The organism is Streptosporangium sp. NPDC023963 (genome assembly GCF_040639135.1).
GTDB lineage: Bacteria > Actinomycetota > Actinomycetes > Streptosporangiales > Streptosporangiaceae > Streptosporangium.
Genome location: NZ_JBEZZK010000002.1, coordinates 183702 through 198249 on the forward strand (window position 1 = coordinate 183702; position 14548 = coordinate 198249).

Below are 14548 nucleotides of genomic sequence, written 5' to 3' on the forward strand. Positions count from 1 at the left end.
GGATCGGACCAGGACGGGGTCCGGATTTTGAGACGAGCCGTGGGAGGGTTTTGGGCAGGGCTGGGTGATCGCGGGGCCGGGCGGTCCGAGCCGGGCGGGACGGCGCGGGGGGCCCGGGGGGCGCGGGGGCCGGAACCGGCGACGGCTGCCGCGCGAGACGCCGCGCGACAGCCGTACGGGAGGGGACTCAGAAGGAGTGGACGACCTCGGCGGCTCCGGGGACGTCCTGGACCGAGCGCTGGGACGGACCCACGTAGTCGGCGCTGGGGCGGACAAGCCTGCCCGTGCGCTTCTGCTCCAGGATGTGGGCGGCCCAGCCCGCGGTGCGGGCGCAGGTGAACATCGAGGTGAACATGGACGAGGGAACCTTGGCGAAGTCCAGGATGACCGCGGCCCAGTACTCGACGTTGGTGGCGAGCACCCGGTCGGGCTTGCGGGCGTGGAGCTCCTCCAGCGCGGCCTTCTCCAGCGCCGCGGCGACCTCGTAACGCGGTGCGTCGAGCTCCTTGGCGGTGCGGCGGAGCACGCGTGCCCGGGGGTCCTCGGCACGGTAGACGCGGTGACCGAAGCCCATCAGGCGCTGGCCCTTGTCGAGCTCCGACTGGACGTACTTCTTGGCGTCGCCGACCTGCTCGACGCCCTCGATCATGTGCAGCACGCGCGCGGGCGCACCGCCGTGGAGCGGCCCGGACATGGCGCCGACCGCACCGCTCAGCGCCGCGGCGACATCGGCTCCGGTGGAGGCGATGACCCTGGCGGTGAAGGTGGAGGCGTTCATGCCGTGCTCGGCGGCGGACGTCCAGTAGGCGTCGATGGCCTTGACGTGCTTGGGGTCGGGGTCGCCCTGCCAGCGGATCATGAACCGCTCGACGATGCTCTCACCCTTGTCGACCTCGCTCTGGGGGACCATCGGCTTCCCCAGGCCGCGCGAGGACTGCGCGACGAAACTCAGGGCGTTCACACTGGCCAGGGCCAGGTCGGCGCGGGCCTGCTCGTCGTCGATGTCGAGCAGCGGCTTGAAGCCGTACGCGGGGGCCAGCATGGCCACCGCGCTCTGCACGTCGACGCGGATGTCACCGGAGTGGACGGGGACGGGGAAGGGCTCGGCCGGGGACAGACCCGGCTGGAACTCGTTGTCGACAAGCAGGCCCCACACGTGTCCGAAAGAGACGCGGCCGACCAGCTCTTCAATGTCGACGCCCCGGTAACGAAGGGCGCCCCCTTCTTTGTCCGGTTCCGCGATCTCCGTCTCGAAAGCTACAACGCCTTCGAGCCCGGGTTTGAAGTCGGACATTCTCGGCTGCCTCCCTTTCTTGAAGTCAAAGCCTTGATGTCGAGATACCGGCGGGTCATATTCAACCCCCTGGGCCGAGGCGGTGTGCCGCCGGACCCGCCGGAACGCGATCGCCCCAGGTGGGGGGCGCCGCGCGGGCTTCCTGCTCGGCACGGGAGAATACCTTCCCGTGGATGCCACATCGCGACCGCCTTCGATGGCGGGCCTTCGACGCACGTACCAGGGGCTGCCCCTGATCGAGGCAGACCTCGCCCCCGACCCCTTCTCGCAGTTCGCCCTCTGGTTCGGCGAGGCCGTGGACGCCGGGCTTCCCGAGCCGAACGCGACCGTGCTGGCGACCGCCTCGGCGGGTGGACGGCCGACGGCCAGGACCGTGCTGCTCAAGGGCTACGACGAGAACGGGTTCGTCTTCTACACCAACTACGAGTCGCGCAAGGGCCGGGACCTGGCGGAGAACCCGCGGGCCGCCCTGCTGTTCCCCTGGCACTCCATCCGCCGCCAGGTGCGGGTGGAGGGCACGGTGGTGAGACTGCCGCGCGAGGAGTCCGCCGCCTACTTCAGGTCCCGGCCCTACGGGTCGCGGATCGGCGCGTGGGCGTCGCGGCAGTCGGCGGTCGTGCACTCCAGGGACGAGCTGGACGCCCGCTACGAGGAGCTGGCGGAGCGCTGGCCCGAGGATCCGCCGATCCCCGAATTCTGGGGCGGGCTGCGCGTGGTGCCGTCCGAGGTGGAGTTCTGGCAGGGCCGCACCGACCGCATGCATGACCGCCTCCGTTACCGGCGCTCCGGCGCCACCTGGATCGTCGAACGCCTGGCCCCCTGAGACTCTGCCCGCTCTTTACTGATATATCCATGTATGTCAGGTAGAGAGGTAACGGGGTGGGTTTCGGGGACTTCGTCCGCAGGCACGCGGCTGATACGCGTCCCCTCGCCATACCCGCCTACCGGCGGCTCTGGGCAGGTCAGGGCGTGTCGTTCATCGGATTCCAGCTCACCTCCGTGGCCGTCAGCGCCCAGATCTACGAGATCACGAAGTCGTCCTTCTGGGTCGGCATGCTGGGCCCCGCCAACCTGATCCCCCTGGTCGTCTTCGGCCTGTGGGGAGGCGCGATCGCCGACGCGGTCGATCGGCGCAGACTCCTCATGATCGGCGCGCTGATCGCCTGGTCGGGGACGCTCGCGCTCCTGGTCCAGGCCGCCCTGGGCTCGACCGGCGTCGGCCTGCTGCTGGCCACCGTGGCCGTGCACGCCACCGGGTTCGCCATCACCGGGCCGACCAGGGGCGCGATCATCCCCAGGCTGGTCCCCGCCGACCTGATCCCCGCGGCCAACACCCTCAACTTCCTGGTGGGCGGCCTCGGCACCGTCATCGGGCCCCTGGTGGGCGGGGTCGTACTCGCCCAGAGCGGTTTCGCCACCGCCTACCTGATCGACGCGCTGCTGTTCGGCGCCGGTTTCTACGCCGCGGTACGGCTGCCGAGGCTCGAACCTGTCGGCGAGGTGACCCGCCCGGGACTGCGGTCGGTGGTGGACGGCCTGCGCTACGTCTCCGGGCACCCGGTCGTGCTGATGTCGTTCGTCGTCGACCTGATCGCCATGGCGTTCGCGCTGCCCAGGGCGTTGTTCCCGGAGATCGTGGACGAAAGGTTCGGCGGTTCCCTGGTCGCGTTCGGCTGGCTGTCGGCCAGCATCGCCATCGGCTCGGTGCTCGGCGGCCTGCTGTCGGGCTGGGTGGGCCGGGTCCGGCGCCAGGGACTGGCGCTCACGTACGTGATCGCGGCGTGGGGGCTCACCGTCGCCGCGGCCGGGCTCGCCGAGCAGCTGTGGCTGATGGTCGCCCTGCTGGCGTTCGGCGGGGCCGCCGACCTGGTCTCCGCGGTGTGGCGGCAGACGATCCTGCAGACCCACGCGCCCGATGACATGCGCGGGAGGATGCAGGGGGTCTTCATGGTGGTCGTCGCGGGAGGCCCCAGGCTGGGGGACCTGCGGGCCGGGGGCACCGCCTCGTGGCTCGGCGCCACCTGGGCCTGGGTGGGCGGCGGGATCGCCTGCGCGGTGGCCGTGGTCGCCGTGGGTCTGGCCGTTCCCGCCTTCAGAAAATATCGTCCGTCGCGCGGAGCGTTTGGGCAGCTAGGGAAGGATTTGGCGTCCTAGCGCGTTGCCGACCTTTGTCATCGTGGGCTGTTCTCCCAATAGGGTCGTCTTCTCAAACTTCCGAGGTCCCGCGCCGCCCTCCCGGGAACACCGCGCGATGGACGTAGCATCGAGAGAGGACGGGAGGAACCTTGACCGCACACGGCCTGATCGACACAACGGAGATGTACCTTCGTACGATCTTCGAGCTGGAGGAGGAGGGCATCGTCCCCCTGCGCGCGCGCATCGCCGAGCGCCTCCAGCAGAGCGGACCCACCGTCAGCCAGACGGTCGCCCGGATGGAGCGCGACGGCCTGGTCCGTGTCGAGGGCGACCGCCACCTGACCATGACCGACCTGGGGCGCACGCTCGCGACCCGCGTCATGCGCAAGCACCGCCTCGCCGAGTGCCTGCTCACCCAGGTCATCGGTCTGCCCTGGGAAGAGGTGCACATCGAGGCGTGCCGCTGGGAGCACGTCATGTCCGAATCCGTGGAGGCCAGGCTCGTCAGCCTGCTCAACAACCCCACCGAGGATCCGCACGGCAATCCGATACCCGGCCTCGACGAACTCGGCGTCGTCGGCGCTCCCGGCGGGAAGCCGGAGTCGCTGCCGTCGATGTCGGCGATGGCCGGACCCAGAGATATACCCGTTGTCGTGCGGCGAATTAGCGAACAAGTGCAAAGCGATCCGGCTGTGATGCTTAAACTCAAGCAAGTTGGGATACAACCCGGACGCGAGGTGACGCTCGCGGCGAGCGACGACGGTGTGCGGGTGACAGGTGACGACGAGGCGGACAATTTTCTTGCGGATCTCCCGCGAGAGATTGCCGCGCACGTTTTCGTCTCCACTCGCGGACCGAGGCCCCTTAGCTCGGTTGGATCCCGTTCGGGAGTCCCTCCGCTCCCAGGCCGAGACTGCAGGAGCAACCGTGGTTCGCTTTGCACACACCCGCCCACGACGGGCGGTCACCGGATGAAGCGGTGGGGGGATGTTTCCCAGGACGCCGCTGATCACCTTACGGCCGGCTCCGTCCTGGATCACGCTGAGATGGCGGTGGTCGTCACCGACAGGTTCAGCAACCTTCTCTACTGGAACCCGTTCGCGGAAAGGCTGTTCGGGCGCCCCGGCACATCAGGGCCCCGCGACCAGTCCCTCTCCCTGGGCATCATGGAGAAGGATCACCCGCTCGCCGTCGAGCTCTCCAAGCACGTCCTCAAGGGCGGCGTCTGGGAGGGCACGTTCGACGTCAGGCGCGGGGACGGCACGATCATCTACGTACGGGCACAGGCCGTGCCGCTGCGGCACCCCTCGGGAGCGGTGACGGGCATCGTCATCACCGCCCGCGAGGCGATGCGCAGCAACGAGCGGGAGAAGGACCGCTTCGGCCTGCTGGAGCGGATCGGCGAGCGCCTCGCCGGATCGCTCTACGTCGAGGAGACGCTCAAGCGCGTCGCCGAGATGCTCGTCCCGCAGTTCGCCGACCACTGCTTCATCGAGCTGATGGAGGAGGGGCGGCTGACCCGCAGGGTCTCCACCCACGTCCAGGGCTGGAGCCCGCCGCCCAACACCTGGGCGCCGCTCGGGGCGGAGATCCGCTACCCGGTGGGGCACTACGCCGAGATCGCGCTGCGCCGCCAGGAGACGATCCTCGTCGAGGACTTCTCCCAGACCAACTACCCCAGCCCGGGTGAGGCCAACACCCGCCTGGCCGCCGAGATCGGCATGACCTCGGCCATCGTGGCGCCGCTGTGCGTGCGCGGCGAGACCCTCGGGCTGATGTACCTGGGGCTGTCCAACCTGACCGACCGGCGCAGCCCGCACTACGACGCCTTCGACCGCGACTTCGTGGGGGCCATCGCCACCCGGGTCGCGCTCGCCGTCGACAACGCCCTGCTGTTCGAGGAGGAGCGGCACACCGCGGAGTCCTTCCAGAAGCACCTGCTGCCCCGCGCGCTGCCGCAGCTCGACGGGCTGGACATCGCGGTCCGCTACTACCCGGCCGCCCCCCTGGCCAGCCACGGACAGGGCATCCAGACCCAGGTCGGCGGTGACTGGTACGACGTCATCCCGCTGTCGGCGGGCCGGGTCGGCATCGTCATCGGCGACGTCGAGGGCAGGGGCGCCAAGGCCGCGGCGGTCATGGGGCAGCTGCGGGCGGCCCTGCGGGCCTTCGCCCAGGACGACAAGCCGCCCGCGGAGATCCTCGCCAGGCTCGACGAGTGGACCCGCATCATCGCCACCCCCGAGCAGGACGAGAGCGGCACCGACATCAGCGTCCCGCCCATCGTCACCTGCCAGTACCTGGTGTACGACGCCTGGTCGCGGCAGCTGTCGTTCGCCAACGCCGGCCACGCGCCCCCCCTGCTGCTCATCGGCGACACCTGTACCGAGCTCGACATCCACGAGGTCGGCCAGCCGCTGGGGGTGCGGGCCAAGGGCATGCACGCCGACCTGGTCTACAAGGAGGAGACGCGGACGCTGCCCCCCGGGGCCGCGTTGCTCCTCTACACCGACGGGCTCGTCGATCGCCGCCCCATCCGCGACGCCGACGGCAGGCCGCCCAACGTCGAGGAGACGCTGGCGCAGCTCTGCGGCAAGCTCATCGAGATCAGCGACGCCTCCGTCGAGCGCCTCGCCGACGCCGCCACCGTCGCGGTGCCCGGCGAGATCGACGACGACATGGCCATCCTCGTGCTCAGGTCCGCCTCCGAGGACCTCGCCGTCGAGGAGCGCACCTTCCCCGCTCAGCCGATCATGGTCGGGGAGGCGCGCCGGATGGCGTCGGAGGCGTTCATCGGCTGGAACGTCCCCGAGGAGCGCGCCGAGCTCGCCTGCCTGCTGGTCTCCGAGGTCGTCACCAACGTCGTGCTGCACGCCGCCAGTGCCAGCATCCCGCGCAGGGAGCTGACGATGGACGGCCCTCCGCTGCCGTTCGACGAGTCCTGGGACGTCCCCGGCTTCGAAGACGAGATCGTCAACGAGAAGGAGTTCACGCTCAGGCTCCGCCGGGGCAGGGAGTCCGTCTGGGTCGAGGTCTTCGACCAGGATCTCCGGTTGCCGCGCATCCGCAGCGCGGGGGAGAACGACGAGGGCGGGCGGGGTCTCTACCTCGTCGACCAGCTCGCCAGGCGCTGGGGTTCCCGCCCCACCAAGGAGGGCAAGGCCGTCTGGTTCGAGATCCCCACCAGGTCGCGCTGAACCAGACGCGGCAGAGCTGGAACACCTCCCCGATCGGTGGTTGACTCGGGGGTATGGAGCTGGCGTTCGAACGGCGCGGGACGGGTTCCCCGCTGGTCCTGCTGCACGGGATCGGGCATCACTGGCAGGCATGGCTGCCAGTGCTCGACAGGCTCGCCGCCGAGCGGGACGTGATCGCCGTCGACTTCCCCGGTTTCGGCGTCTCGCCGCCGCTGCCGCCCGGCACGCCGTACACGGCGGAAAGCCTGGCCGATGCGATCGAGTCCTTCTTCGAGGTGCTCGGCCTGCGCGACCCTCACGTGGCGGGCAGCTCCCTGGGCGGTTACGTCGCCCTCGAACTGGCCTCGCGCGGGGCGGTCCGCTCGGCCGCCGCGCTCTCTCCCGCCGGATTCTGGAACCGCAGCGAGCTCGCGTACACGCGAGCCGTCCTCCGCGCGATCAGGGTCTCCGCTCGCCGCCTTCCCCCCGAACGGGCCGCCGCCCTCGCGGAGGATCCGCTGGGCCGCATCCTCTGCGCCGGTGTCCTGGTCGCCCATCCGGTGAGGCTCACGCCCGAGGCGCTGCTCGCCGCCCTCCAGTCGCTCGGGGACTCCTCCGGTTTCGACGAGACCCTCGCCTCGTTCGCGGGGCTGATGCCTCCCGCGCCGCCGAAGGCGCCGGTCACGATCGCCTGGGGCGAGCACGACCGGCTGCTCCCGCGCCGGCAGGCCATCCGGGCGGCCAGGTGGTCGGGGCAGCGGGTGAAGCTGCTCAGGGGCTGCGGGCATCTGCCGATGACCGACGACCCGGAGCTGGTCGCGAGCGTGCTGCTGGAGGCGTCGTCCCGGTAGGGGCGCCGGGCCCGGCGGAAGGTGGTCAGCGGATGGTCTGTCCCCAGATGGCGAGCATCGCGATGACGAACACGACCATGACGCCGACGTAGGCGACCGGGCCGAGCCGGAGGGCGCGGCGCACCCGGTTCAGGCCCCAGGCGAACAGGAACGCCAGGAAGATCAGCAGAATCAGTCCGCTGTCCATCGTCACCACCTCGGGGAAGTCTCCGCTGACCAGTATGCGTCGGCGGAGCCGCCCGTGCGGCTGGTAAACGCGATCCCCAACCCATGGGATCGTTACCTCTCGTGAACAGAACATCGAAGGTAACGCGCGCCCTGCTGGTGGCAGCGCTGGCCGCAGGCCTCTCCGCATGTTCGGGCGGGAGCGCCGCGCCCGGCGCGTCCGGCGTGTCGGTGACCGCCACGGCCACCGTTACCGTGAGCGTCTCCCCGTCCCCCGCGGCCTCCGCCGCTCCCTCTCCGTCCTCTACGCCCTCTCCGTCCGCTTCCGCGTCGGCGGGCGACGACGCCCTCGTCACGGCGTCACCGTCGGTGAGCCTTTCCGGGAGCAGGGACGTCGACGCCACGACAAGGGGGCAGATCGCCCTGCGCGGTGTGGACGGGATCACCGTGACCTCCGAGAGCGACCAGGAGGTTAAAGCCCTCCTGCTGCCGTACACGGTCGTGCGCGACGCGCGGGGGCTGGTCTGCAAGGAGGGGGAGGCCCCGTACAGCTGTTCGGTGGAGCAGTTGCAGAAGGCGATCGAGAAGCGCGGCGCCCTTTTCGCCAAGGTGACGATCAAGGACGGGGTGGCCGTGCAGATCGAGGACATCACCGAGGAGTGAGGGGCCGGCCGATCTCGGAGGCCGGTCTCGGAAGGCTGTGTCGGAGACCGGTCTCGGAAGGTCGTCTCGGAGGGCTGTGTCGGAGGCCGCTCTCAGAAGCCGAAGGAGCGGCCGATGATCTCCTTCATGATCTCGGTGGTGCCGCCGTAGATGGTCTGGACGCGACTGTCGACCCAGGCCTTGGCCACGGGGTACTCCATCATGTAGCCGTAGCCGCCGTGCAGCTGGAGACAGCGGTCGATGACCTTGGTCTGCAGCTCCGTGGTCCACCACTTCGCCTTGGCGGCGTCCACGGCGGTGAGCTCCCCGGCGTTGAGGGCCAGGATGCACTTGTCCACGTAGAGGCGGGCGATGTCCACCTCGGTGTCCAGCTCGGCCAGCACGAACCGGGTGTTCTGGAAGCTGCCGATGTTCCGGCCGAAGGCGGTGCGGCTCCTGCAGTACTCGATGGTCGTGCGCAGGACCGTCTCCGCCGCCGCCACGGCCATCACCGCGATCGACAGGCGTTCCTGCGGCAGGTTGGCCATGAGCTGGAAGAAGCCCTGCCCCTCCTCGGGGCCCAGCAGGTTGGCCGCGGGGACCCTGACGTTGTCGAAGAACAACTCAGCCGTGTCCTGGGCGTGCATGCCGATCTTCTCCAGGTTGCGACCCCGGGTGAAGCCCTCCATGCCCCGTTCGACGACGAGCAGTGAGATCCCCCGGGCGCCCGCGGCCGGGTCGGTCTTCGCGACCGTGACGACCAGGTCGGAGTTGATGCCGTTGGTGATGAAGGTCTTCTGGCCGTTGACCACGTAGTGGTCGCCGTCGCGCACGGCGGTCGTCCTGATGCCCTGCAGGTCGCTGCCCGCGCCGGGCTCGCTCATCGCGACGGCCGTGATCAGCTCGCCGGAGGTGAACCCGGGCAGCCAGCGAGCCTTCTGCTCGTCGTTGGTGAGGTCCACGAAGTACGGCGCCATCACGTCGTTGTGCAGCGAGTAGCCCAGGCCGGACGCGCCGATCGCGATGACCTCCTCGACGATCACCGCGTTGTAGCGGAAGTCCGTGATTCCGGCTCCGCCGAACTCCTCGGGCACCCCGAAGCCGAACATCCCGATCTCTCCGGCCTTCTTCCACACCTCGCGGGGGACGATGCCGTCCTTCTCCCACTGGTCGTGGTGGGGGGCCACCTCGCGGGCCAGGAACTCGCGCACGGTCTCCCGGAAGAGCTGGTGCTCCTCCTCGAAGAGGTCTCGCTGCATGGTGTGCCTCCTAGGACTCGCGACGATTCGTGACGGCTCGTGACACAGAATACGATTCTGTTACCAGCAGGTACACCCGGACCCGTCGCGTTCCCGCGACTCGCGGAGGTATGTGGAGGTAAATCCAGATCACAAGTGCGCCACGGTCTTCGGATCCACCCGCGATCTCGCTGCGGCGAAGATGGTGGAAACCGTACGATCTACCCTCGGTGTGCTATGGGTATGCCCGTTGACGGCAGCCTTCGTGATCGGAGTGTGTGGTGGTTCGGTGGCGATCTGGGCTCCGTAGGTCTCTCGCGGTTTCGGCCCTGTGCCTTCTCGGCGGTGCGCTGGTCGCGCTGCCCACCGGTGCGTCCGGCGCCAGCAACGCCGAACTCGTGGTCGACTACAGCTGTACGGGCGGGATCGCCCTGGGTACCAGCGTGGTGAACCTCCGGACCAAGGTGTCGATTCCCACCACGCTCACGGTCGGGGAACCGCTCAGCATCGGCTGGGCCCTCAACTACAAGAACAACGACCCGGCCAGGTTCGGCTCGCCAGGCTACTTCGGCCCCGGGGGCAAGGTTTTCGTCACCGGGAACGTGCAGCTCTCCGGGAGCTGGGTCGGTGAGCTGCAGCCCAAGGGTTTCGTCGAACAGCCGGGCAAGCTGCAGCCGGGAAAGATCCTGAAGCTCCCCGACGGGATCTCCGACTCCGCGCACACCGACAGGGCGGGCACGCTCAAGGTCAGTCCCCGGAAGCTGTTCGTCGACTTCATGCCTCCGGCCGGTGAGGTCGTGGTCAACAACGACGAGAAGGACGACAACGGCAATTTCCGGGTGGGGTACCACGGGGCAGGCGACTGGTACGAGCTGAACGACGAGCCGCTGAGCATCGGCGACCACGGCCGCGACCTGCACCGTACGGACAGGGTGAACTCCTTCGCCGAGTTCACGTTCACCGGTACCGGGATCGAGTACATCGCCCGGCGTAGCACGGAGGCGGGGAAGGTCGGCTTCAAGATCGACGGCTTTGACGCCACGCCGTCCTTCGTCGACGCCTCGAAGAACGCCGACGGCACGCCGACGAACGCCGCGCACCAGGGTGGGCTCACGCTGTGGAGGTTCAACGGCCTCCAGTACGGCGAGCACACCATCAAGGTCACGAACTTGGAGGGCGGCAAGTTCGCGCAGGTCGACGCCTTCCGAGTGATCACGAAGGAGCTGAAGAACCCGCCGGACGAGTACAGGGCCACCTGCACGCTCGTCAGCGCGCCGGGCTGGGTGAACGTCACGATCTCCGAGCCGGGCGCCTCTCCGCCGGTTAGCCCTTCGGCCAGCCCTTCGGTTAGCCCTTCGGCCAGTCCTTCGGCCAGCCCCTCGGTTAGCCCTTCGGCCAGCCCCTCGGTCAGTCCCTCGGCCAGCCCGAGTTCGAACGGCAACCAGAACGGCGACCAGTCGGGCGGGACGAACAGCACCACCAGGAGCACGACGACCTCGACGCCCAAACCGACCCTGACCGTGACCGCCACCGTCACCCCCACCAGGCCCACGCCCACCGCGCCGCAGGTGATCATCACGCCCAGCGGCGGGGCGCAGACCGGTGAGGCTCCTCAGGGAGGCTCCGGGCTGGGGCTTCTCGGCGCGGGCACGGCGATGGTGACGGGAAGCGCACTGGGTGGTGTGGTCTTGATGAGGCGGCGGGCGGCACACGCGCGCGGCCAGAGGGACAGCTGAAGGAGGCGCCGGATGTATCAAGGACCCGTGCAGGGCGGTCCCGACCCTTACCAGGGCCGGGGCCCGGCTCCCAAGCCCAAGGGGAGCATGCTGATGGCCGGGCTCCTCGTGGCCGGGTCGCTCGGCGGGGTGGCCGCGATCATGGCGGGTCTGCTCACGTACCTGACTCCGGCGCTGGAGGAGGAGCCGTACGGCCCGCCCGTGCCGCAGGCGGCGGACAGCAACATCCAGATCCAGGAGGTCCCGGCCGCCGGCCGGCAGCCGGCGGGAGTGACGCCGTCCTCCGTGGGGCCGGGCGGGCTCGACGCTCCTCTGACGGCCGCCGCGCCCACGGCGGCGCCGCCGCTGCCGGTGATCATGCCTCCGGAGCCGTTGAAGAGTGACGGTGTGAAACCCCGGCGGCTGGCCATCCCGAAGATCGGCGTGCTGGCCCCGCTGATGGCGCTCAGCGTCGACTCCAAGCGGGAGATCCAGACGCCTCCGCTGAGCAGGCCCAACCAGGCGGGCTGGTACAAGCACGGCCCGATCCCCGGGCAGCAGGGGCCCTCGGTGGTGCTCGGGCATGTGAACACCAAGAAGGGCGCCGCCGTCTTCAGCCGGCTGAAGGAGGTCAAGCGCGGGGACAAGATCAAGGTCTCCCGGTCCGACGGAAGCCTCGCGGAGTTCACGGTCGACGGGGTGGAACAGGTCAGCAAGGCGGCCTTCCCGTCGAAGCGGGTCTACGGCAACACCGGTGAGGCGACCCTGCGGCTGATCACCTGCGGTGGTGTCTACAACAGCAGGACCGGTCACTACACCGACAACATCATCGTCTACGCGACCCTGTCGAAGACCCGCCGCGCCTGACCGCGCCGTACCGCCCGGCCCGCGAGCCGGGCGCGGTGTGCCGCACCCTCCCGAGCCGGGCGCGATGCTCGCCGAACCGGCAGGTCACGGCCCCTTCGCCGCCCGCCGCTGGTCGTTAGCCTCCCCGGCAATCCGGGTAGGGAGTCGTACAACAGGAGACAACCCCCCGAATGATCAGAAGGCGGGGGTGTGCCCAGGTGAGCATCGTGCGGGCCGGGGTCGTAGCCGTACTCATAGGGGTGGCCGCCCTCGGCGCGGTCCAGCACTCGAAGTCGGGGAACGAGCGATCCACGGGCTGGGGTGCCAAGCGTCCCGCGCATTCGACGCCGAAGCACGCCGGGGGGTGGACGACCAAGAACTGGGGCAACGGGGGACGGACGGCCGAGCGTTCGAGGACGAGCATCGAGCGCAAGGGAAACTGGGGCTTCGGGCGGCCGAGGCATTCGGACGGCGGGCGGCACCGGGCCAGGGCGGCAGGGCGGTGGGACGCGGGGCGGGGACACCACGGCGACCGCGGGTTCGGACGGCGGGATCCGGAGGGCGAGCGCGGCGAGAGATGGGGGTTCGGGCGCGGCAGAGACCGGGAGTCCGGACGGAGAGGTCCGGAGGCCGGATGGCGCGGAGGCCACGGGTTCGGACGGCACGGGTCTGACGCCCGGCGCCACCGGGATCGGGAGTTCGCGCGGCCGGCGTGGGCCAGGCAGGGCGAGCGGCGCCATCGTCACGGGTACGGATACCGGCGGGGCCACCGGCACGGAAACGGCTGGTCGGGCGAGGGACGGGGCGGGCGCGGGCGGTGATGCGGGACACCCGCCCGTCGCCGGGAGCCGGTACGGTGCCCGTTCGGCGGTAGGGGCGGGTGGAGGGCCGGTTCGCCCTCCGAGCTTGGGACCTGTGAGCTGCCGGGTCGCCGTCTGAGGCCGATGCGGGGAGGTGAGGCCGAGGCCGGGTCCGGAAACAGGGACGCGTGGCCGTCTGTTGACCCGGGTTTCCCCTTCCCGCACCGAGGAGTGAGTGATCGATCGCTCACTCTTTTTTTGTGGCCGACAATACCGGGACATATCTAGGGAAATACTCCAGGAGACGGTCATGTGGTCTTATCTCGGTCAGAATCGCTTCTGATCGTTAATCGCATGTCCGGTCCGGGTATAGCCGTTTATGCGAATGTGTCTCCCCCGCTGAACCGGAGCGAGGGGTGTACACAGGTGAGCAAGGCGCGGGCCGGTGTGCTGGCCGTATTCATAGGGATCGCCGCGATCGGTGTCCTCCACCACGCCGATTCGACGGGCACGCGATCCGCGAGCCCCGCGGACGAACGATCCGGTGCCTCGACGGCCGGGCGGCCCGCGACCTCCACGGACGGACGCTCCGTGAGTTCCTCGGCCGGGCGTGCCGCGAACCCGGAGGCCAGGCATTTCGGCCGCCACGAGGTCGCGCCGATCGTCATCGCCCACCGCGGCGCCAGCGCGTTCCGTCCCGAGCACACGCTTCTCGCGTACACGGTCGCCATCTCGATGGGCACCGACTACATCGAGCCCGACCTCGTCTCGACCAAGGACCACGTGCTGGTCGCCCGGCACGAGAACGAGCTCTCGGCGACCACCGACATCGCCAGGCATCCCGAGTTCGCGGACCGCAGGACGTCCAAGGTCATCAACGGCATCCGGCACACCGGCTGGTTCACCGAGGACTTCACCCTGGAGGAACTGCGTACCCTCCGCGCCAGGGAACGCTTCCCCAAGGAGCGGCGGGACAACACCGCGTACGACGGGACAGAGCGCATCCCGACGCTCGACGAGGTGGTCCAGCTCGCGCAGAGGCACGGGGTGGGCGTCTACGCCGAGACCAAGTTCCCCACCTACTTCGCCTCGATCGGGCTGCCGCTCGAGGAGCCGTTGCTGGAGACCTTCGCGCGGTACGGCTGGGACGACGAGCGGGACCCGGCCTTCATCCAGTCCTTCGAGACCGGGAACCTCAAGAGGTTGCGTCCCCTCACGCGGCTGCGGCTCATCCAGTTCGTCGGCGCGACCGGCGCCCCGTACGACCTCGCGGGCACCGGCGACCCGCTCACCTATGACGACATGGTCACCCCGGAGGGGCTGCGGGAGGTCGCCGAGTACGCCGACGGCATCGGGGTGGTCACCAAGCGGATCGGTCCCGGCGATCCCGGAGGTCTCGACGGCAGGCCGGTGTCGCCTGTCGCGCTCGTCAGGAACGCCCAGCAGCAAGGGCTCCTGGTCCACGCCACGACGGTTCGCAAGCTCGCCGCGCGGCTCCGGGCGGAGCTCAGGGGCGACACCTCAGGCGGGCGCGCCACCGAAGAGGTGAAGAGGTGGCTGAAGCGCCTGTGCAGGCTCAACGTGGACGGGGTGATCGCCGACGACCCCGGCCTGGCGCGCGCCGTACGGGACCAGCTGCGCACCAGAGGCTGAGACGCGCCGGACTGAGACGCGCCGGAGAGGCC

At 69.7% G+C, this 14548-nt stretch carries 11 protein-coding genes and 1 pseudogene; 9 read left to right on the forward strand and 3 right to left on the reverse strand.

Annotated elements, in window-relative coordinates; genetic code table 11:
- Positions 1–187: 187 nt before the first annotated feature.
- A complete protein-coding gene (locus tag AB0F88_RS06980; RefSeq protein WP_362678323.1) occupies positions 188–1294 on the reverse strand; it encodes a citrate synthase 2 in 1107 nt (368 codons plus the stop codon).
- Positions 1295–1490: 196 nt separating this feature from the next.
- Here AB0F88_RS06980 and pdxH point away from each other — a divergent pair, with 196 nt between their 5' ends.
- The 5 genes and pseudogenes from pdxH (at position 1491) to AB0F88_RS07005 (ending at position 7457) form a co-directional block, all read left to right on the forward strand.
- On the forward strand, positions 1491–2117 hold the full coding sequence (gene pdxH, locus AB0F88_RS06985; protein ID WP_362678325.1) for a pyridoxamine 5'-phosphate oxidase: 627 nt from the start codon (positions 1491–1493) through the stop codon (positions 2115–2117).
- Between the two features lie 56 nt (positions 2118–2173).
- Entirely contained in the window at positions 2174–3448 is a 1275-nt protein-coding gene (locus AB0F88_RS06990; RefSeq protein ID WP_362678326.1) for an MFS transporter, read from the forward strand.
- Positions 3449–3579: 131 nt separating this feature from the next.
- Positions 3580–4275 (forward strand): annotated as a pseudogene (locus tag AB0F88_RS06995) (metal-dependent transcriptional regulator); the annotation flags it as partial.
- A gap of 126 nt (positions 4276–4401) precedes the next feature.
- Positions 4402–6627 carry a SpoIIE family protein phosphatase gene (locus tag AB0F88_RS07000; RefSeq protein ID WP_362680560.1) on the forward strand — a complete coding sequence of 742 codons (2226 nt, stop codon included), beginning with the start codon at positions 4402–4404 and terminating at the stop codon, positions 6625–6627.
- A 53-nt stretch (positions 6628–6680) separates the two neighbouring features.
- Entirely contained in the window at positions 6681–7457 is a 777-nt protein-coding gene (locus AB0F88_RS07005) for an alpha/beta fold hydrolase (protein ID WP_362678327.1), read from the forward strand.
- 25 nt (positions 7458–7482) lie between these two features.
- On the opposite strand, the gene AB0F88_RS07010 is transcribed toward AB0F88_RS07005, so the two are convergent.
- On the reverse strand, positions 7483–7644 hold the full coding sequence (locus AB0F88_RS07010; RefSeq protein ID WP_362678329.1) for a hypothetical protein: 162 nt from the start codon (positions 7642–7644) through the stop codon (positions 7483–7485).
- Between the two features lie 101 nt (positions 7645–7745).
- Between AB0F88_RS07010 and AB0F88_RS07015 the strand changes: the two genes are divergently transcribed.
- Entirely contained in the window at positions 7746–8285 is a 540-nt protein-coding gene (locus AB0F88_RS07015) for a hypothetical protein (protein ID WP_362678330.1), read from the forward strand.
- Positions 8286–8377: 92 nt separating this feature from the next.
- Here AB0F88_RS07015 and AB0F88_RS07020 read toward each other — a convergent pair whose 3' ends face one another.
- Entirely contained in the window at positions 8378–9523 is a 1146-nt protein-coding gene (locus AB0F88_RS07020; RefSeq protein WP_362678332.1) for an acyl-CoA dehydrogenase family protein, read from the reverse strand.
- 260 nt (positions 9524–9783) lie between these two features.
- Between AB0F88_RS07020 and AB0F88_RS07025 the strand changes: the two genes are divergently transcribed.
- The 3 genes from AB0F88_RS07025 to AB0F88_RS07035 all read left to right on the forward strand — a co-directional run bounded on the left by AB0F88_RS07025 (position 9784) and on the right by AB0F88_RS07035 (position 14516).
- Positions 9784–11238: a hypothetical protein gene (locus AB0F88_RS07025; protein WP_362678334.1), complete on the forward strand. Its 1455-nt coding sequence runs from the start codon at positions 9784–9786 to the stop codon at positions 11236–11238.
- Between the two features lie 12 nt (positions 11239–11250).
- A complete protein-coding gene (locus AB0F88_RS07030; protein ID WP_362678336.1) occupies positions 11251–12084 on the forward strand; it encodes a class F sortase in 834 nt (277 codons plus the stop codon).
- Between the two features lie 1370 nt (positions 12085–13454).
- On the forward strand, positions 13455–14516 hold the full coding sequence (locus tag AB0F88_RS07035; protein WP_362678338.1) for a glycerophosphodiester phosphodiesterase family protein: 1062 nt from the start codon (positions 13455–13457) through the stop codon (positions 14514–14516).
- The last annotated feature ends 32 nt before the right edge of the window (positions 14517–14548 follow it).

Coding starts and splice junctions, on each gene's coding strand:
- AB0F88_RS07030 (WP_362678336.1), top strand. CDS start 11,251: ATGTATCAAGGACCCGTGCAGGGCGGTCCCGACCCTTACCAGGGCCGG.
- AB0F88_RS07005 (WP_362678327.1), top strand. CDS start 6,681: ATGGAGCTGGCGTTCGAACGGCGCGGGACGGGTTCCCCGCTGGTCCTG.
- AB0F88_RS07010 (WP_362678329.1), bottom strand. CDS start 7,644: ATGGACAGCGGACTGATTCTGCTGATCTTCCTGGCGTTCCTGTTCGCC.
- pdxH (WP_362678325.1), top strand. CDS start 1,491: ATGGCGGGCCTTCGACGCACGTACCAGGGGCTGCCCCTGATCGAGGCA.
- AB0F88_RS07020 (WP_362678332.1), bottom strand. CDS start 9,523: ATGCAGCGAGACCTCTTCGAGGAGGAGCACCAGCTCTTCCGGGAGACC.
- AB0F88_RS06980 (WP_362678323.1), bottom strand. CDS start 1,294: ATGTCCGACTTCAAACCCGGGCTCGAAGGCGTTGTAGCTTTCGAGACG.
- AB0F88_RS07000 (WP_362680560.1), top strand. CDS start 4,402: ATGAAGCGGTGGGGGGATGTTTCCCAGGACGCCGCTGATCACCTTACG.